General features: G+C 58.3%; 13 protein-coding genes, 1 tRNA gene and 2 rRNA genes. 9 read left to right on the top strand and 7 right to left on the bottom strand.

Annotated features, from left to right (window positions below; translation table 11 throughout):
• Positions 1–71: 71 nt before the first annotated feature.
• The 4 genes from ACZ5C7_RS16655 to ACZ5C7_RS16640 form a co-directional block, all read right to left on the bottom strand.
• Positions 72–2,993: ribosomal RNA gene (locus ACZ5C7_RS16655) — 23S ribosomal RNA — on the bottom strand.
• Positions 2,994–3,204: 211 nt separating this feature from the next.
• Positions 3,205–3,276 (bottom strand) — tRNA-Ala (locus ACZ5C7_RS16650).
• 153 nt (positions 3,277–3,429) lie between these two features.
• Positions 3,430–4,903 (bottom strand): 16S ribosomal RNA (locus ACZ5C7_RS16645).
• The 16S and 23S rRNA genes sit together here with 1 tRNA gene alongside, the layout of an rRNA operon.
• 672 nt (positions 4,904–5,575) lie before the next feature.
• Positions 5,576–5,812 (bottom strand): DUF5816 domain-containing protein, encoded by a 237-nt coding sequence (locus ACZ5C7_RS16640; protein WP_464377399.1) that lies wholly within the window; start codon positions 5,810–5,812, stop codon positions 5,576–5,578.
• Positions 5,813–5,971: 159 nt separating this feature from the next.
• Between ACZ5C7_RS16640 and ACZ5C7_RS16635 the strand changes: the two genes are divergently transcribed.
• Both ACZ5C7_RS16635 and ACZ5C7_RS16630 read left to right on the top strand, forming a co-directional pair.
• Positions 5,972–7,333: a bifunctional metallophosphatase/5'-nucleotidase gene (locus tag ACZ5C7_RS16635; RefSeq protein ID WP_464377398.1), complete on the top strand. Its 1,362-nt coding sequence runs from the start codon at positions 5,972–5,974 to the stop codon at positions 7,331–7,333.
• 34 nt (positions 7,334–7,367) lie between these two features.
• Positions 7,368–7,778, top strand: coding sequence for a universal stress protein (locus ACZ5C7_RS16630; RefSeq protein WP_464377397.1), 411 nt, complete (start codon positions 7,368–7,370; stop codon positions 7,776–7,778).
• Between the two features lie 25 nt (positions 7,779–7,803).
• On the opposite strand, the gene ACZ5C7_RS16625 is transcribed toward ACZ5C7_RS16630, so the two are convergent.
• The gene (locus ACZ5C7_RS16625; protein ID WP_464377396.1) at positions 7,804–8,262 is read right to left on the bottom strand and encodes a universal stress protein; all 459 of its coding nucleotides are present in this window, start codon (positions 8,260–8,262) and stop codon (positions 7,804–7,806) included.
• A 55-nt stretch (positions 8,263–8,317) separates the two neighbouring features.
• Entirely contained in the window at positions 8,318–9,325 is a 1,008-nt protein-coding gene (locus ACZ5C7_RS16620) for a mechanosensitive ion channel family protein (protein WP_464377395.1), read from the bottom strand.
• 125 nt (positions 9,326–9,450) lie between these two features.
• On the opposite strand from ACZ5C7_RS16620, the gene trmB reads away from it, so the two are divergent.
• From trmB to ACZ5C7_RS16585, 7 genes are all read left to right on the top strand, one after another.
• Complete coding sequence (gene trmB / locus ACZ5C7_RS16615; RefSeq protein WP_464377394.1) at positions 9,451–10,512, top strand: HTH-type sugar sensing transcriptional regulator TrmB; 1,062 nt, start codon at positions 9,451–9,453, stop codon at positions 10,510–10,512.
• 283 nt (positions 10,513–10,795) lie between these two features.
• Positions 10,796–12,271 (top strand): extracellular solute-binding protein, encoded by a 1,476-nt coding sequence (locus tag ACZ5C7_RS16610; RefSeq protein ID WP_464377393.1) that lies wholly within the window; start codon positions 10,796–10,798, stop codon positions 12,269–12,271.
• On the top strand, positions 12,261–13,304 hold the full coding sequence (locus ACZ5C7_RS16605) for a carbohydrate ABC transporter permease (protein WP_464377392.1): 1,044 nt from the start codon (positions 12,261–12,263) through the stop codon (positions 13,302–13,304). Before ACZ5C7_RS16610 ends, ACZ5C7_RS16605 begins: the two co-directional genes overlap by 11 nt.
• The gene (locus ACZ5C7_RS16600; protein WP_464377391.1) at positions 13,304–14,386 is read left to right on the top strand and encodes a carbohydrate ABC transporter permease; all 1,083 of its coding nucleotides are present in this window, start codon (positions 13,304–13,306) and stop codon (positions 14,384–14,386) included. The genes ACZ5C7_RS16605 and ACZ5C7_RS16600 overlap by 1 nt, the downstream gene beginning before the upstream one ends.
• A gap of 9 nt (positions 14,387–14,395) precedes the next feature.
• Positions 14,396–15,583, top strand: coding sequence for an ABC transporter ATP-binding protein (locus tag ACZ5C7_RS16595; RefSeq protein ID WP_464377390.1), 1,188 nt, complete (start codon positions 14,396–14,398; stop codon positions 15,581–15,583).
• A 228-nt stretch (positions 15,584–15,811) separates the two neighbouring features.
• Positions 15,812–16,882: a Gfo/Idh/MocA family protein gene (locus ACZ5C7_RS16590; RefSeq protein ID WP_464377389.1), complete on the top strand. Its 1,071-nt coding sequence runs from the start codon at positions 15,812–15,814 to the stop codon at positions 16,880–16,882.
• A 67-nt stretch (positions 16,883–16,949) separates the two neighbouring features.
• The gene (locus ACZ5C7_RS16585) at positions 16,950–17,915 is read left to right on the top strand and encodes a sugar phosphate isomerase/epimerase family protein (RefSeq protein ID WP_464377388.1); all 966 of its coding nucleotides are present in this window, start codon (positions 16,950–16,952) and stop codon (positions 17,913–17,915) included.
• A 166-nt stretch (positions 17,916–18,081) separates the two neighbouring features.
• Here the strand turns inward: ACZ5C7_RS16585 and ACZ5C7_RS16580 are convergent, their stop codons facing one another.
• Positions 18,082–18,396, bottom strand: a complete 315-nt coding sequence (locus tag ACZ5C7_RS16580) for a HalOD1 output domain-containing protein (protein ID WP_464377387.1) — start codon at positions 18,394–18,396, stop codon at positions 18,082–18,084.
• Positions 18,397–18,477 lie beyond the last annotated feature (81 nt).

Below are 18,477 nucleotides of genomic sequence, written 5' to 3'. Positions count from 1 at the left end.
AACCGTGTGTACGTGTAGTCCAGTTCACGCCTGGACCCGTTTCCGGGTCCGTACATGATCCAAATGCGTATGAATGGTGGCTCGATCTGTTAGTGCTCGCGGACTCAACACCTCGTTGCCTTGGTGCGTACATCCCGAGTCTATCGAACTCGTCTTCTACGAGTGATCTCAGTTGGTATCTCTTTTTCAAGTGGGTTTCGAGCTTAGATGCGTTCAGCTCTTACCCCGTGGTGCGTGGCTGCCCGGCACGTGCTCTTTCGAACAACCGGTACACCAGTGGCACCCATTCGTAGTTCCTCTCGTACTATACGAACGTTCTCGTCAGATACCGTAACACCCCCAATAGATAGCAGCCGACCTGTCTCACGACGGTCTAAACCCAGCTCACGACCTCCTTTAATAGGCGAACAACCTCACCCTTGCCCGCTTCTGCACGGGCAGGATGGAGGGAACCGACATCGAGGTAGCAAGCCACCCGGTCGATATGTGCTCTTGCGGGTGACGACTCTGTTATCCCTAAGGTAGCTTTTCTGTCAGCAATTGCCCGCATTAAGCAGGCTAATTGGTTCGCTAGACCACGCTTTCGCGTCAGCGTCGATTGTTGTGCTCGACACTGTCAGGCTTCCTTATGCTCTTGCACTCTTACTCGGGTCTCCGACCCGAGTGAGGAAACCTTGGGGCGCGCTCGATATCTTTTCAAGCGCGTACCGCCCCAGTCAAACTGCCCGGCTACCGGTGTCCTCCGCCAGGAGTGAGAGTCGCAGTCATCATCGGGTAGTATTTCAATGTTGCCTCGGTGGCCCGCTAGCGCGGGTACCTGTGTAATGGCTCCTACCTATGCTGCACAATGACGACCACGTCTCAGCGACAGCCTGCAGTAAAGCTCTATAGGGTCTTCGCTTCCCCTTGGGGGTCTCCAGACTCCGCACTGGAATGTACAGTTCACCGGGCCCAACGTTGGGACAGTGGCGCTCTCGTTGATCCATTCATGCAAGCCGCTACTAAAGCGGCAAGGTACTACGCTACCTTAAGAGGGTCATAGTTACCCCCGCCGTTAACGGGTCCTTCTTCTCATTGTACTGAGCGTTCAGATACCCGCACTGGGCAGGATTCAGTGACCGTACGAGTCCTTGCGGATTTGCGGTCACCTATGTTGTTACTAGACAGTCGGAGCGCCCGAGTCACTGCGACCTGCCTCTCTCCGAGGCAGGCATCCCTTATTGCGAACGTACGGGACTAACTTGCCGAATTCCCTAACGTCGGTTGATCCCGACAGACCTTGGCTTTCGCCGCCACGAGTACCTGTGTCGGATCTCGGTACGGACAGTGTGATCGTCTTTTCACGGGCTCCAGATTGACCCAGCTTGCGGCATCCCACCATTCATCCGCTTCGTGCCATTACGGCTTCCACGGATTTCGATGGTTACACCGGGCGAGTGCCCGGCCTGGGCGGCTCCAAAGCGTCGACTTCTAATTCACACTGGCATAGGAATATTAACCTATTTCCCTTTTGTCTCATTCGAACTGCGGTGAGACTTAGGACCGGCTAACCCTCAGCTGATCAGCATTGCTGAGGAACCCTTACTCGTTCGGCCGTCGGGGTTCTCACCCGACTAACGCTGCTACTATGACCAGAATTTTCGTTACTGAACGGTCCACACGAAATCTCTTCCATGCTTCCATCCGAACAGTACGCCAACCTACGGAATCACATTGTAAAATGTGTCGCTCGGTCTCGGTGGTGGACTTGAGCCCCGATCATTTTCAGCGCGCCGAACCTCGGCCGGTAAGCTGTTACGCTTTTCTTAGAGGGTAGCTGCTTCTAAGCTCACCTCCCGGCTGTCTAGGGCTCGGCACCACTTTCGATCGCACTTAGTCCACACTTGGGGACCTTAACCCAGCTCTGGGTTGTCTCCCTCACGGTACACAGGCTTACCCCGCGCACCGGACTCCTCACGTCAACAGCGTTCGTAGGTTCGGAGTTGGACAGGGAGGCGAACTCCTCTCGGAGGCCGGTCTCCCAATCCGTCGCTCTACCCCACAAACTACCTCGGTGAAGGTCATGCTTCGACATGTTTCGGTTGGAACCAGCTGTTTCCGGACTCGATGGGCCTTTCACCCCTACACATAAGTCACGAGAGGGTATTGTAGGACACCAACTCTAACGGACCTCCACGTGCCTTTCGGCACGCTTCGTCCTGCTCATGCGTAGATCGTCCGGTTTCGGGTCGTGTCCGAGTGGCTCCCCGCGCTTGAACACGGTGACCCTGGTGCAAAGCACTGCGGTCATATCGGTTTCCCTATGCCTTCCCTGATGATCAGGTTAGACTCGCCAATCAGACACACTCTCTGGTTCGTTTTTCAAAACGTACGACAGAACACCGGCTTCCGACACTGCTTACTACAGATTCGCATCTGATTCATTTCGTGTCGGACCTTGTGTGCCCTGTCGTTCTATCGCCAACTGATTTCACGCCCTATTACACCTCCCTTCTTGGGGTGCTTTTCAGCGTTCGCTCACGCTACTTGTTCGCTATCGGTCTCAAGGAGTATTGAGTCTTTGCGGTCAATGCCCGCAACATTCACGAGGAATATCCAATCCCCGCTACTCTGGAGCTGACGCACACTGTACTGATCTACCATACGGGACTGTCACCCTGTTTCGTACTCCGTTCCAGGAGATTTCTTGTAGATGGTCCAGTGCTGAATGTCAGTCCGAACACCACATTGCCCGTAAGGGCTTCGGTTTGGACTGTGTCGGGTTCACTCGCCGTTACTAACGACATCGCGGTTTGCTTTCTTTTCCTGTCGATACTAAGATGTTTCAATTCTCGACGTTCCCCATTGCGCGAAGCAATTGCGGTGGGGATTCCCATTCGGAGATCCTGAGTTCTTTGCCTCCGTGCGGCTCCCTCAGGCTTTTCGCAGCTTGGCACGTCCTTCTTCAGCTCTTGAGCCGAGCGATCCACCAGCTGGCACAGTAGCCACGTTCTTTCGGATCAGTAGTGACCCGGGAACGGGTCCAGTGGACGCCTGGACTACACGTACACACGGTATCATCTGCACGCCCGTAGACAGCGGGCCTGCATTAACCCTTCCCACCCACACTTGCGCGGGGTGGTGCATTGGTTCGTTGCTTCGGATTACATCAAAGCGCTGTCTCCCACTTAAGGGACACGATTCGTTTTGATCTAACCCGAGTCATGGACCCACAGGGATTCGAACCCTGGGCATCCTCCTTGCAAAGGAGGCACTCTACCACTGAGCTATGGGCCCACCCCACTCTGCTGATGTGCAGACTGGGGATCAATCGGGAGTGTTAGCCTTGACAGTTCTAAGGTGCTCGGTCGGCCTGACGGTGGTCGATCGAACGTGTGGACCGAATCGCGAAACCGCTGTGGGCCGGGGCGTCGCCCCGGTCCCGGTCTGTGGAGGTGATCCAGCCGCAGATTCCCCTACGGCTACCTTGTTACGACTTAAGCCCCCTTGCGAAGCCCAGATTCGACCGGCGTAACGCCGGCCTCATCCGGACCTCACTCGGGTGCTTTGACGGGCGGTGTGTGCAAGGAGCAGGGACGTATTCACCGCGCCCTTCTGAGGCGCGATTACTACCGAATCCAGCTTCATGCGGGCGAGTTTCAGCCCGCAATCCGAACTACGATCGAGTTTCGGAGATTAGCGTCGCCTTTCGGCGTAGCATCCCACTGTCTCGACCATTGTAGCCCGCGTGTAGCCCAGCACATTCGGGGCATACTGACCTACCGTTGCCCGTTCCTTCCTCCAGTTTGGCACTGGCAGTCCTCTTAATGTACCCAACCACCTCAAGGGTGTTGCTGGCAATTAAGGGTGCGGGTCTCGCTCGTTGCCTGACTTAACAGGACGCCTCACGGTACGAGCTGACGGCGGCCATGCACCTCCTCTCAGTGGCTCCAGTAAGCTCATCACACTGACTTTCACTGCACACTGTCGATGCTGGTGAGATGTCCGGCGTTGAGTCCAATTAAACCGCAGGCTCCTCCGGTTGTAGTGCTCCCCCGCCAATTCCTTTAAGTTTCATCCTTGCAGACGTACTTCCCAGGCGGTCTGCTTCACGGCTTCCCTACGGCACAGCACAGGCTCGTAGCCTGTGCCACACCTAGCAGACATCGTTTACAGCTCGGACTACCCGGGTATCTAATCCGGTTCGTGACCCGAGCTTTCGTCCCTCACCGTCGGATCCGTCTTTCCAGAGCGCTTTCGCCACCGGTGGTCCGTCTCGGATTACAGGATTTCACTCCTACCCCAGACGTACCCTCTGGATCTTCCGGTCCCAAGCCATGCAGTTTCCACCGGACGCCTACTCGTTGAGCGAGTAGATTTCCCGATGGACTTGCGTGGCCAGCTACGGACGCTTTAGGCCCAATAATAGCGGTCATCACTTGTGCTGCCGGTATTACCGCGGCGGCTGGCACCGGTCTTGCCCAGCACTTATTCGCCGACCATCCTACGGTCGGAAAAAGCGAGGACTATATGCCCTCGCACTTGGAGTCCCCTTATCGCACTCTCGTGCAGTGTAAAGGTTTCGCGCCTGCTGCGCCCCGTAGGGCCCGGTATCTTGTCTCAGATACCGTCTCCGGGCTCTTGCTCTCACAACCCGTACCGATTATTGGCACGGTGGGCCGTTACCCCACCGTCTACCTAATCGGCCGCAGCCACATCCTATCGCGCCTGAGCATTTCTAGCTCGCGCCACTCCAGGCAGCGAGCCGTATGCACTATTAACCTCAGTTTCCCGAGAGTATCGTGCTCGATAGGGTAGTTTGGCCACGTGTTACTGAGCTATTTGCTACGAGTCTAAACTCGTACAACTAGCATGGCTAAATCGGACTCCAATAGCAATGACCTCCGGCAGGATCAACCGGAATGCTAAATCCCCTGCAGAGCAGGGGGGTTTGGCGGTGAATGGTATAAATACACACTCACACATTGCGTGGTCCACAGTTCGGCAACCAGATCGTCGACCGATCGAGCGTCACCGAACTGTCAAGGCTAACATCAGATCCCATCTTAACGGCGGACCGCAGGGGTGAGATCCTCATTTCCTTCGGACTCTATCCTAAGTCAGCCAGGGTACAAAACCCCTTCGACTGTAGTAGTCCGAGATGACGAGCCGAGTTGAACGGCCCGTCGATCACGTGTTCGTTGCGTTCATATCCGAACTGCCCTATCCTTATAAGGCCGTCGGATCTGAATCGGCGCCGGAATCGATCCCCGGCACCGGATTTCACGTAACCATTCGTAGACGACGACACCATATAAGGGCGTCGTCTCGAGGCGACCGGGTCGACCCCGATCGCGGTCACGTTCATAGTCGAATCCCCTCGAGCACTTAAGGTCGTTGGAACGACCTCGACTCGAGGGGGAACGAACTGCCCTCCGTGCCGGAATCCGGCCAGAGGGGACGTGACATCCTGCGTCACGTCGTTTACATTCATAACGAGGAGACGGTCCCTACATAAGGCCGTCGAACGAACCTCTCTCCGCATTCCGCTACCATGCCACGGTTTTCCAATAGACACGCCGCGCTGTGTGGTCGGTTACTCGTGAGCCGCGTCCCACTCCGTCGGCTTGCGGAAGTTCCCACACTGGTTGCACTTAATCCGCCCCATCGAGTCCATCGCGTTATCGATGCTCTCGCAGTTCGCACAGAACCAGCCGTATCGCTGGTTCCGATCTCGAGACTTGTAGGCGACGAGAAACGGTGCTTTCGATCCCGTATCGCCTTCCGTTTCCGAAATGAAGACAGTCCCGTCTTCCGTGGATTTCGTTTGCATGACCCATCCTTGGTGGGCTCGAAATAAATGCGTGTCTTTCCCCGGAATTGTCGAGGAAACCGGGTCGTGTGTGCTCATCTACTCGTTGAAACACTCGAAGAGGTAACACAAAGGAGAAAATCGACGGAATCAAGCCGCCAGTGTCGTACTTTTTGATAAATGTCTCTCCGTCTGGTACAGTACTCCGACGTCGAAAATGCCTGTGATTACCCCCGACAGATCGGACGACTCGCACGGGCGATCCGAGCGCGTGCCGACGACGACACGCTGGTTCTGGGGACCGGAGATAACACGTCTCCCGGAGTCTTGCCGCTGATAACTGACGGCAAACAAGCCCTCGAGTTTTACGACGCGATCGAGCCTGACGTCGAAACGTTCGGCAATCATGATTTCGACTACGGCTACGAGGCGACCCTCGAGGTCGTCCGGAACTCGCCACAGCAGTGGGTAAGTGCGAACGTAGAGCGAAACGGCGAGACGTTCGGCACCGAGGCAGGGGTCGAACCGTGGACGACGGTAGACCGAAACGGGACAACGGTTGGGGTCACCGGCGTCACAACCCAACGGACTGGATCGTTGAACCCGATGGCGACGGGATTGCGGTTTCGGGATCCGATTGCAGCCGTGGAGGAAGCCGTGGCCGAACTTCGTAGTGCAGGTGCCGATATCGTCGTGGTTTGTTCGCATCTCGGTGGTGGTGATGATGACCTCGCGCGTGCGGTTGACGCGGACGTTATTCTCGGCGGCCACGTTCCGAGTACGCGACTCGAGCGAATCGATGGAACGCTGCTAACCAGACCCGGCGATGGCGGCAGTGCGATCGTCGACGTAACGATCGAAAGCGAGCCCGATTCGAGAATCGTTCGGACGGACGACTACGAGCCAGCACCGGATGTCGTCGAGGCGTTTCGAGACCTCGAGGCCTCGGCCGAGCTGAACGATGTCGTTGCGACAGTCGAAGAACCGATCGAACGGACCGAATCGACGTTGTTCGGCGGCGAAAGTCGGGTTGGAAACTTCGTCGCCGACGCCTATCGGTGGGAGACCGGTGCCGATGTCGGTCTCCAAAACAGCGGCGGGATTCGTTCCGGAGCTTCGCTCGCGGGGAACGTGACCGCGTCGGATCTGATCAGTTTGATTCCGTTCGAGGAACCGATCGCAACCGCAGAACTCACCGGGGACCAACTGTCCGCCGTGTTAGACGGCGCTGCAGGCGTTGATCTGGGATTCGCTGAACCCGACTGGTGGCACGCCCACGTGAGCGGGCTCACACTCGAGTGGGAACACAGCAACCACGAGGTGACGATTCAGCGGGTAAACGGGGAGCCATTCGATAGCGACGCAACTTACGAGCTGGCAACGTCGAATTACCTCTTTCATACGGACGACGAGTTCCCAGCGCTCGAGGCCACGGATCGAACTGGAACGACCGATGACAGTCAGTACGAGGTATTACTCGAGTACGCGCGCGAGCGTGGAATCGAGCCGACTATAGATGGCCGGATCCGACGGCGATACTAAACGTTTACCAGCACGCGGAGCATTCGAATGGATGATGACGCTGGTCGTGGTCCCCGTCCGGTACCCCTTAACAACACACTCCCAACGAACGCTCGAGCAGGCAATCAGCGTCGCGCGCGAGCGCGATGGTGCGTTGACCGTCCTGCACGTGAACCTGTATCAGAACGGAAAGAGCGTAACTCGAACCGAGCTAAAAGACGCCGTCGAAGAGCGGTTCGGCCAACTCGAGAACGTTCGATACATCGTTCGCTCGGGGTTCTTGGTCGAGGAGAGTATTCTCGAGGAAATTGCAGCGGAAGAAGCGGATGTGGCGGTCATCGGAACCAAACAGGTGAGTCGGTTGCGGCGTATATTCAGGCGGTTTACGGACAACCCGAACATCGACCACTATCTGCGTTCACACCTCGATTGTGAGGTGATCACCGTGGATAAATCACCGAGTTGAGCGGCGAGATAGCCCGACGATTGGTTCACTGACTCGATTCTCGGGCGCTAGTTCCTGCGTTTCGAACGACGAGAACGGGAATCGACGCGTTGTCGACGACTCGCTCCGAGACGCTCCCTAACGACGTTACTTTCTCCCGAGGGCTCTTTCCACGGGTTCCGATCACGATGAGGTCGATCCCGTGTTCGTCCGCGTACTCGAGGATCGCCTTCGAGGGAGTCCCGCGTCGAACGGATCCGACCGCGTCGAGGTTCTTCTCGCGCGCCGCGGCTTCGACGGTGTCGACGGCACGCGTGCCCTCGGCCTCGAGTGATTCCTCGAGATCAGCCTTCGTCTCGTCGGCTGCCGCAGTCGTAATTCGACTATCGACGACGTAGAGACCGTGGACCGTCGCGTCGTTGTCCCCTGCGATCGAAAGGGCGTGCGAAAGCGTCTCCGGAACGGTGTCGCTGGCGTCCGTCGGAACCAGAATGTCGTCGTACATCTATCGATCTACGGGAAGATTCGGACGCCGTCCCCATAAAATGACCTCAGTGAGGTTACGATCCGGGCGTATCGGGATTCCCGTCACCGGTCTGAACCTCCGTTTGCGGCGCTCGTTCCTGGACGTGCTGGTCCTCGATAGTCGTCCGGGCGACGCCGCTCGTCTCGTCGAAGACGTGGTGCGTGTGGGGGTAGGCGAACTCGACATCGTTCTCTGCGAATCGCCGTCGAATCTCGGCCTGGACGTCCGAGCGGGCGACCGTCTGCTTGTAGGGGTGTTCGATCCAGAAGCGGACCTGTAAGTTCACGCCGTGATCTCCGTACTCGATAATATCACAGATGGGGGCCGCACCGTACCGTGCGCTTCCGATTCGGATATCAGGGCCGCCCGAAATGACGGTATCGACGCTTCGGGCCGCTCGTTGGGCGTGGCGTCGAGCGGCCTCGAGGTCGCTTTCGTAGGTGACATCGAACGAGACGGCAACTCGTGTTCGCTCATCTTCTGCCGAGTAGTTGATGACGTCCCGACGGTGGATCTCGGAGTTTGGAATCACGATAAAGGTGTTCTCGAGCGTGAAGATTTTCGTGTACCTGATGGTGATGTCCTCGACGAACCCTTTGTGCCCTTCGTCGGTGATTTCGATCATGTCGCCGATCTCGAAGGGGCGGTCGGAGAGGATGAAGATACCGTTGATGAAACTGCTAATAAGCGGTGCGAGGACGACACCGACGATCGCGGAGATAACGGCGACCGAAAAGAAGATCTCGCCGCCGCCGAGGCCGAAGACGTTCGCGGCGACTGCGATCGTCAGCAAGAGGACGCTGACACGAACTCCCCGGAGGATCGTTCGGGTGACGCTCGGCCGTTCGATCTGTCTGGCGACGGTCCGTCCGGTGAGTCTCACGACGAGTTTCGAGAGATACCAGCCAGCGACGAGGATGAGACACGCAAGAAGGATCTCGAAGCCGGCATCGACGAGCCGTTCCGAATCCCAGTCCGAAAGGAGGCTGTAAGATTCCTCGGCCATAGCGAGCTCACCGGGCCACAGCCAGTCTTCGCGCATAAAAGCACACTCTTGTCGCCAGTGGTTAAGCGTTCTGACGGGCTCACCGAAACAACCGAATTTCGAAAATGAGTGTTACTCAATCCATAATAAATCATTTATCCTTCGAGAGCATACTACGAGACATGTCACAGGACGAGCTCCGCTCGACCGTCGAGCACGTCGGGGACCGATTCAACCTCGGCGAATACGAAATTGATGCCTATCTGACTGTCTTAGAGCAGGGCCAGCTCACGGCGAGTGAAATCGCGGACCGGACCGATATTCCCCAGCCGCGAGTGTACGACACCGTCCGAAGTCTCAGCGACCGTGGACTGGTCGAGTTGCGAGAGTCTCGGCCGATGAAAGTCGTCGCCATCGATCCCGAGGAGGCGTTCGAGAACGTCCAGAGCTCCTTAGAGCAGATGATCGACGAACTCGGGTCCCGGTATACGGCACCTGCTCGAGACACGGAGGCTGTCTCGCTGGTCAAATCCCGATCGACGATTCTTCGCTACCTCGAGGAGGTGATCGATGCGGCCGAGTACGAACTCGCACTCTCACTGACCCCGGATCTGTTGACGCGCTTCGAGGACGAATTGAAGGCGGCGGTCGAGGCCGACGTGAGCGTCGATCTGATCGTTACTCCCGCCTCGGAGGCCCCCGAACCCGACGAGTTCGACTACCTCGAGGTCGCGACGACAGCGCGTGCGCGAAGAGGAATTACGACACCGGTCGTCGCCGTCGCCGACGGAAACTATTCGATCTACGCGACACAGGATGCCCTGCGTGACGATCAAGATCGCTACGGCGTTATTTTCAACCGGTCCGCACTGGGCTTTCTCGTCTCGGGCTTTTTCGGAACCGTGCTCTGGACCACGGCCGAACAGACGCTGGGCGAAAACGGAAAGGGACGTCCCTATCCCCGCCGATACGCGTCGATTCGTCGCTGTGTAAAGGACGTGATCGACGAAGGCGGAGAGTTCTACGCGACGATCGAAGGACGGGATGTCGCTGTCGGCGGTTCGCGCGTCGTTCAGGGACTCGTTACCGACGTTTCCTTCGAAGTATCCGAAGAAGTTGCGTCGTTAACGCTCGAGACGGACAACGGCGACCTGACCGTCGGCGGTCGCGTCGCAGCACTCGAGGACATCGAAGCGCACGAAATCCGGATCGGCCGACACAAACCGCCGGCGCTCGAGGAATAGATCATCGGCTGGTCACCGTCTGGAGTAGGGGCTCGTATCCGCGTGCAACGAGTGTTTTACTGGCGAAACTCGATAGCAAGGGAGAATAGATGGTGCTACTCGGCCGTTTGGCTGAGTCACTCGAAAAATGATGGTGGGCGGCGGCGAGAACGGATAGCAAATGAAGCACGGCTACGTCATTCTGTAAGCTCGTCTTAGACGCGTACAGAATCGTGAGAGTTAATTTTTATTACAGCGTTCCTGGCGAAGGATTATATTGGAGAGTGCGCTCTAGTTCGAAGAGATGGCCCCAAAGGCGATCCACGAGCGGTCCGGACGTAGGGTTTCCCGCCGGACATTCGTCAAAGCGGCGTCGGTTTCGGCGGCGACGACCGGCGTGGCCGTCGCCGGTTGTCTGGGTCGGGCACGTGAAGAAGGAACGGTCGTAATGTCCGGCGATACGGACTTCGCGGACATCATGCACACTGATGGAGACGAGCCATCGGTCCAGCAGGCGCTTTGGGATGCCGGACTCGACGACGAGATTACCGTCGAGGCACAGGCGAGCGTCGACGATTCCGCCCAGCGGATGCAATCGTACCAATCCGCGTTGCAGGCCGGGCGATCCCCCCCGGACATCTTCATGATGGACAGCGGATGGACGATCCCGTTTATTCTTCGAGAGCAAACGACTCCCCTCGAAGACGCACTTTCCCCCGAGATCATAGAACGGGTCGAAAGCGAGTACCTCGAGGCGGCACTCGAGACGGCCCGCAATCCGGAAACCGACAGGCTTCACGCGATTCCGTTGTTCCCGGACTTCGGCACGATGCTCTATCGGCAAGATTTGGTCGAAGACGCGGGGTACGAGACGGACGAGTGGGCGACCGAGCCGCCGACCTGGCAGGAGTTCTCCGAAGTGACGAGCGACGCCCTCGAGGAGAGCGGCGTCGATTTTGGATTTACAACACAGGCGGCGGCCTACGAAGGACTCGCCTGCTGTACGTTCACCGAGGCGATATCAACCTGGGGCGGCGGATACTTCGGCGGGAGCGAGAACCTGTTCGTTGCGGGTGATCGCCCGATCACCGTCGAGTCGGAACCGGTCCTCGACGCGATTCGGATGATGCGGACGTTCATCCACGGGTCGGACGACGAGCACGCACTCGAGGGCTACGAGCAGATCTGTCCCTCGGCTATCGTCCAATGGTCCGAAGAAGAATCGCTGAGCCCGTTCGCAAACGGAAACGCGATCGCCCACCGGAACTGGCCGTTCGCGATCGCCCAGACTGGTGAAGAAGACGCCTTCGGCGAGGATCTCGGTGTAATGCCGATGCCGTATGCGGTCAGCGAGGAAGAAGCTGAGTTCGAGGGTGTCGGCGGAACGGCCGCTGGCCTCGGCGGATGGCACCTCACGCTCAACCCCAACACTGACCGGGTCGACGAGGCGGCGCAGGTTCTGGAGGCGTTCACCCAGGAGGAAGTCATGCTCACTATCTTCGAACTCCAGGGCTTTCTCCCGCCGATACTCGAGCTGGTCGAAGAGGCCGATCCGGACGAAATCGGTCCGGTCGCACGGTACACTGAACAGATACAGATCGCCGGAGAGAACGCTGTTCCACGACCCGTTACCGATATCTGGCCCGAACAGTCCGCGCTAATATTCCAGGAAGTAAACGCCGCCTATCGCGGCGTGAAGTCGCCGGAAGGTGCGATGTCCGATCTCATGGGGCGGCTCGAGGCGAGCGAAGCCGGCGTGGAGGAACAGAATGGCGACTGACCCAGACTCCGAGGGAGGATTGCTGGTCGGCGGGGGTGGCGAGCCGGAACAGGACCGGACCGGAAACCCGATCACCAACTGGATGGAGGGGCTGAGCGAGGCGGCCTACGCCTACCTGCTTTTGCTCCCCGCGTTCGCGCTGCTGGCGTTTATCGCCTTCTATCCGCTGTTGATGACGTTCGTAATGTCCCTGCGCGAGGACCAAACGAGGGGCGCCGAGCCCTTAGGCGGGTTCGTCGGCATCGACAACTACGTCGATATTCTCACCGGAAACGCGAGGCTCGCTCGACAGTTTCTCGACGTCTCGGTCTCGACGTCGTTCCCGTTTATCGACCTTGGCGTTCCGTTTTTACAACAAGCCCTGTTCGTTACGCTCGCGTTCGCCGTCATCAGCGTCTTCCTCGAGACGGTCATCGGCTTCGGGCAGGCGTACGTACTGGACCAAGACTTCCGCGGACGGCGGTGGGTTCGCGTCGCGATCATCCTCCCGTGGGCCGTTCCGATCGTCATCCAAGGGATGATCTTCTTTCTGCTCTTTCAGCCGACGGTCGGCTTCGGAAGCGACCTCATGCAGTGGCTCGGGATCTTCGGAGCCGACCCGCTTGCGGACAGCCAAGACGCGTTCATTATCATCCTTATCGCCGACATCTGGAAGTCGTCGGCGTTCATGGCGCTGCTCATCCTCGCCGGACTCCAGAGCATCGATCGGAGCCTCTACAACGTCGCTCAGGTAGCCGGAGCGTCACCGTGGCAACGGTTCAAACTAATCACGCTCCCGTTGGTGTTGCCCGCACTGCTGGTCGCGATGTTGTTCCGAACGATGGACGCTATGCGAGTGTACGGACTCATCGAATCGACCGCGGGCTGTACCACCGTTCCGTCGTTGACGTGTCTCGTCGTCGAGGCGATGTTCGGTGGAACCCGCATCTACGCGACGGCCGCGGCCGTCGCGTTCGCGACCGCGCTCGTGATCGGGCTCATCATCTCGATGTACGTCTTTTTCTTCCGAGATACCGAGGGAGGTGTCTACTGATGACCGATAATCGAGACGGCGTCAAAGACGACGGCGGATCGGATAGCGAACGAATCGGTGACGAAACCGGTACGGGAAACGCCGACCTCAAGGCGGAGACCGAATCCGGGGCCGAACTCCCGGCAACTCGAGCGGCCGACGGAGGGACGGTCGTCGGCGAAACCGACGACGCGGAACTTCGCCGAGGGTTCTTCCAGCAGTGGGTCGCCGACTCGATTTCGAACCCGTCCCGTGTCTACAGATCGATGTTCTACGTCGCGACGATCTTCTTCCTGTTGACGACGCTCTTTCCGTTCTACTGGCTCCTGATGGTAGCGCTGACCCCCGAAGGGCAACAACAGGATATCATTCTCACGCCGAACGGGTTCAATCCCGGGGCGTTCGTCGAGGTCTTCGAGGTCATTCCGTTCCACTGGTACATATTCAACAGCTTCGTGATTGCGACGGCGTCGACCATCATCGTCCTCGTCATCGCGAGCCTCGCGGGGTACGCCTTTGGTCGACTCGAGTTCCCGGGAAAAGTTCCGTTGCTGTTGCTCGTGTTAGTCATCTCCTTTTTCCCGCCGGCGGCGTTTTTCATTCCGTTGAACGATCTGTTCAACACGCCCGTCGGGATTCTCGAGCCGATCACCGGCGACGGAACGCTGTACAACACGCCCGGGGCGATGGTGATGCCGCTGTCGGCGATCTTCATGCCGTTGGCAATTTTTATCCTGACGACGTTTTACTCGCAGATTCCGGAGGGGCTCGAAGACGCCGCACGCGTCGAAGGCACGACCCGGTTGGGAGCGCTCTTTCGAGTCATCATCCCGCTGTCGGCACCGGGCGTCGCCACGGCGGGCGTGTTGACATTTATCGCCGTCTACAACGAGTTCTTCTTCTCGTTTCTGATGACCGACGGTCAACCCGAGAACTGGGCCCCGATTCTCGAGGGGATTCTCGGTTATCAGGGGCAGTACGAAGTGATGTATCACCTCATGGCCGCCGCGAGTATCATCGGGGTCATCCCCGTCGCGATCCTCGTGATCGTGGCCCAAGAAAAGATCGTCAGCGGGCTCACCGCGGGCGCACTCAAGGAGTAATACCAAATCATGGCACGAGTACGACTCGAGAACGTCACGAAACGCTACGAAGATGTCACCGCGGTCGACGATGTCAGTCTCGACATCGAGGACGGAGAGTTCCTCTGTCTCGTCGGGCCCTCGGGCTGCGGGAAATCGACCACGATGGAGACCGTCGCCGGGCTCACGAAGCCGAGCGACGGAACCATCTACATCGGCGAGCACGAGGTCACGAACCTCGCGCCGAAAGACAGGGGCGTCGCGATGGTCTTTCAGAACATCGCGTTGTTTCCACACATGAACGTCTTCGAAAACATCTCGTTCGGGCTTCGACTGCGAACCTACGACGACGACGAGATCGAGCGACGCGTCACGCAAGCCGCCGATATCGTGCAGTTAGAAGGCATGCTCGAGCGAATGCCCGACGAGTTATCGGGCGGGCAACGACAGCGTGTGGCGATCGCCAGGGCGATCGTCAGGAATCCGGGCGTGTTTTTGATGGACGAACCGCTCGCGAACCTCGACGCGAAACTTCGCGTCCACATGCGGACCGAACTCCAGCGACTCCATCGCGAGTTACAGACAACGGTCATCTACGTTACGCACGACCAGGCGGAGGCGATGACGATGGCCGATCGCATCGCGGTTCTAGACGCGGGAAAACTCCAGCAGGTCGACCCGCCCCTGATCTGCTACAACGAACCCGACAATCTGTTCGTCGCCGGCTTCATCGGCTCGCCGTCGATGAACTTCGTGGAGGGCGAACTCGTCGAAAACGGGCTCGAAACGCCGAACTTCCTCGTCGAATTCGATCCGGCTCGAGTGCCGGGCGTTTCCGTCGGACACGCAGTCACCCTCGGGATTCGACCCGAAGACGTCCACCTCGCGGAGTACGCTGAATCGGTGACCCAGCCGACGGGTTCGATCCCCGTCCGAACGGACGTTATCGAACCGATGGGTGACGAGGTGTTCGTCTACCTGTTGCTCTCGGAAGCCGTCGAAGGAGGGATGGAACGCGATCCTGCCTCCTCTCCGGATCAACTCCTGATGAGCGTCACTTCCGACACCGAGATCGCTGAGGGACAGTCGACGGACGTCGTGTTCGACGGAACGAGGGTTCACCTCTTCGATACCGAAACGGGAACGGCACTCACACACGGCATCACCGAACTCGGCGGCACGGACGATGGGGCGACGATGACCGAGGCGGACGGCTAAAGGGACGATGGTGACGGGAACGGATTGATGTGGGGGAAACGATGACCGAGGTAGACTGATCAACTGTTTGGCCTTCCGGACGGCACCGGTGAAGCGAACACAGACTCACGCGTTGCAAATCATCGACGGACCAAAGACAACCGATCGCCAACCGTTCGGTACTGTTGACTACTCGACGGAACATCCCTGCCATCGCTGACGAAATCGAATTCGGACTAATTAGCACCAATGACTCCTGACCGAACTGATGTTGACACGGGGATCGTCGGACTCGGAAACATTGGCCAGTATCACGCGGAGCGGCTTCTCGAGCTCGGCGTTCCCTTAGTCGGTGGGGTGGACGTCGCTCCCGAAGCGCGCAAGCGGTTCAGGAGACGCTACGATGTCGACGTTTACGAGGATTATCAGGATTTATACGATATCGTCGATGCAATTATCATCACGACGCCGAACAAGTTCCACGAACAGTACGCCGTGAGCGCCTTCGAAGAGGACCTACACGTTCTTCTCGAGAAGCCGCTGGCTCATACGCTCGAAAGCGCCGAGCGGATCGCCGACGCAGCCACACAGTCGTCGGGAGTTACGATGGTCGGGTTCAACAATCGATTCGCAAACACCGTCCAGATCGTCAAAAACCGGATCGATCGAGGCGATTTGGGGACCGTCAAACACCTCGAGGCGAACTACGTACGAAGACGAGGGATTCCCGGACGGGGGTCATGGTTTACTCGGCGAGCGATCGCCGGCGGCGGCGCGCTTATCGACCTGGGCGTTCACGCCATCGATCTCGCGCTGTACCTACTCGGGTACCCGGCCGTCCTCGAAGTGTCCGGCGTCACGCGCGGCGAGTTCGGTCCGCGGGAGGAGTACGCGTATCTCGATATGTGGGGAAGCGACTCGGGCCCCGGTGAGTTCGACGTCGATGACTCCGCAAGTGCCTTCGTCCGCTGCGATGGGAACCGAACGGTTTCGCTCGAGGTCGCCTGGGCGACGAACCGACCCGAGAACCATGAGTTCGTTGTCCGCGGAACGGATGCTGCCGCCAAATTCGACCTTCTCGAGAACAACTTGAGCTTTCACTCGGCGAGTACGATCGGTCCGGACCACCTCGAAAACACATCGATAGAAACGCGTCAGAACGACACCCACACCGACGAGCAGCAGGCATTTTTCGATGCGATCGTCACCGATACCGACCTCGAAAACAGCGTCGAGCAGGCCCTCAACGTCCAACAGGTTATCGATGCCATCTACCGCTCGAGCAACGAGGAGCAAACGATCTCGGTTTCGGACCGATAGCGATTCGGCGTCGGTTTTCCGACAGGCAGCCCCGTCTTATTTCGCCACTGGCGTCAAACGCACCCCCATGGAGATCGGTCTGCACACCCCGCCGCTGGCAAACGAGTCGCTCGAGGGCGCACTCGCGTACTGTAACGAACAGGGCATCACGGCGATCGAACCCGGTGTCGGTGGCTTTCCGGGACAGGATCATCTACCACGTGCCGACTACCTCGACGACGCCGAGGCACAGGCCGACCTCGAGGACGTCCTCGAGACCTACGAGATACGGATCAGCGCGCTGGCCGTGCACAACAATCCGCTTCACCCGGACGAACAGCGAGCGGATCGAGCTTCGACCGAGCTTCGGGAGGCGATTCAACTCGCAGCTCAACTCGACGTTTCCACCGTTACCTGCTTTTCGGGCCTCCCCGCTGGCGGGCCGAACGACGACGTACCGAACTGGATTACGGCACCGTGGCCCCCAGAACACACCGACGCACTCGAGTACCAGTGGGATCGAGCCCTCGAATACTGGAGCGAACTCGCGGCGTTCGCGGCCGATCACGGTGTGGACATCGGGATCGAGATGCACCCAAACATGCTCGTCTACGAACCGCGCGGGTTGCTTCGATTGCGCGAGGCGACCAACGAGCGGATCGGAGTCAACTTCGATCCCTCTCACCTCTATTGGCAGGGAGTTTCGATTCCGGACGCGATTCGGTTACTCGGCGAAGACGACGCAATCAAACACGTCCACGCCAAGGACACGAGGGTTTACGAATCGCAGGCTCGAGAGAAGGGCGTTCTCGATACGACCGCCTACGACGACGAGAAGAATCGATCGTGGCTCTTTCGTTCCGTCGGTTACGGACACGATGAAATTCATTGGAAAGAGATCGTCTCGACGCTCCGAATGGTTGGCTACGACGATGTCCTGAGCATCGAACACGAAGATTCGCTCACGAGTTCTCGAGAGGGACTCGAGAAGGCGATCGAATTCCTCGAGCGGGTCCGCTTCGAAACGGATCCAGGAGATGCGTACTGGGCGTAATCGGGGCTGTACGCGACGGCAGCCGAAATGGATAGAATTCCGTGGGAATGGTGTCGTTCCGCTGGGTGCCGTCCCCGGTTCGAGAATTTAGTATCGTCGCTGGATCCTCGCTATCGAACTCCGGTGGCGGTAGCGGGTGTTGTCGTCGACGTCCTTCGTTGTGGTCTCATTTTCCGATCGAGTTAACTGTATCATCGGACGGACTCGCCTCCGAAACGTCAACTCGACCACCATCATAGACGTCGACTTCGTATCCTTCGTACGTGAACGTAACCCGAATGTCGGAGTCGTTCTCCTCCGGCGGGTGTTCGTCGAACAGCAAATCAAGTGCTTCGGGATCGATCACGGAATACAGTGGATCGTACGCGGGCGGCCGCAACTCCACGACATCGACACCTTCGGCGCTCGCTATGGCTTCGATGATCGCCTGGGTTGGAGGGATCCCTCGATCGGCCGTCGAAGTGTCTCTTGGAGTGACCATATCCTATGCTAACTTTTGTCAAGGTATAAGTTTGCTGGTTAATTTCACTGAATCGGGCTATCGTCTACCGATTCCCGGGGA

This window comes from Halostagnicola alkaliphila, from assembly GCF_055379965.1.
This window is presented reverse-complemented; position numbering and strand designations above follow the sequence as displayed.

Coding starts and splice junctions, on each gene's coding strand:
- ACZ5C7_RS16590 (WP_464377389.1), top strand. CDS start 15,812: ATGACTCCTGACCGAACTGATGTTGACACGGGGATCGTCGGACTCGGA.
- ACZ5C7_RS16595 (WP_464377390.1), top strand. CDS start 14,396: ATGGCACGAGTACGACTCGAGAACGTCACGAAACGCTACGAAGATGTC.
- ACZ5C7_RS16585 (WP_464377388.1), top strand. CDS start 16,950: ATGGAGATCGGTCTGCACACCCCGCCGCTGGCAAACGAGTCGCTCGAG.
- ACZ5C7_RS16610 (WP_464377393.1), top strand. CDS start 10,796: ATGGCCCCAAAGGCGATCCACGAGCGGTCCGGACGTAGGGTTTCCCGC.
- ACZ5C7_RS16635 (WP_464377398.1), top strand. CDS start 5,972: ATGTCTCTCCGTCTGGTACAGTACTCCGACGTCGAAAATGCCTGTGAT.
- ACZ5C7_RS16620 (WP_464377395.1), bottom strand. CDS start 9,325: ATGCGCGAAGACTGGCTGTGGCCCGGTGAGCTCGCTATGGCCGAGGAA.
- trmB (WP_464377394.1), top strand. CDS start 9,451: ATGTCACAGGACGAGCTCCGCTCGACCGTCGAGCACGTCGGGGACCGA.
- ACZ5C7_RS16625 (WP_464377396.1), bottom strand. CDS start 8,262: ATGTACGACGACATTCTGGTTCCGACGGACGCCAGCGACACCGTTCCG.
- ACZ5C7_RS16630 (WP_464377397.1), top strand. CDS start 7,368: ATGACGCTGGTCGTGGTCCCCGTCCGGTACCCCTTAACAACACACTCC.
- ACZ5C7_RS16600 (WP_464377391.1), top strand. CDS start 13,304: ATGACCGATAATCGAGACGGCGTCAAAGACGACGGCGGATCGGATAGC.
- ACZ5C7_RS16640 (WP_464377399.1), bottom strand. CDS start 5,812: ATGCAAACGAAATCCACGGAAGACGGGACTGTCTTCATTTCGGAAACG.
- ACZ5C7_RS16605 (WP_464377392.1), top strand. CDS start 12,261: ATGGCGACTGACCCAGACTCCGAGGGAGGATTGCTGGTCGGCGGGGGT.
- ACZ5C7_RS16580 (WP_464377387.1), bottom strand. CDS start 18,396: ATGGTCACTCCAAGAGACACTTCGACGGCCGATCGAGGGATCCCTCCA.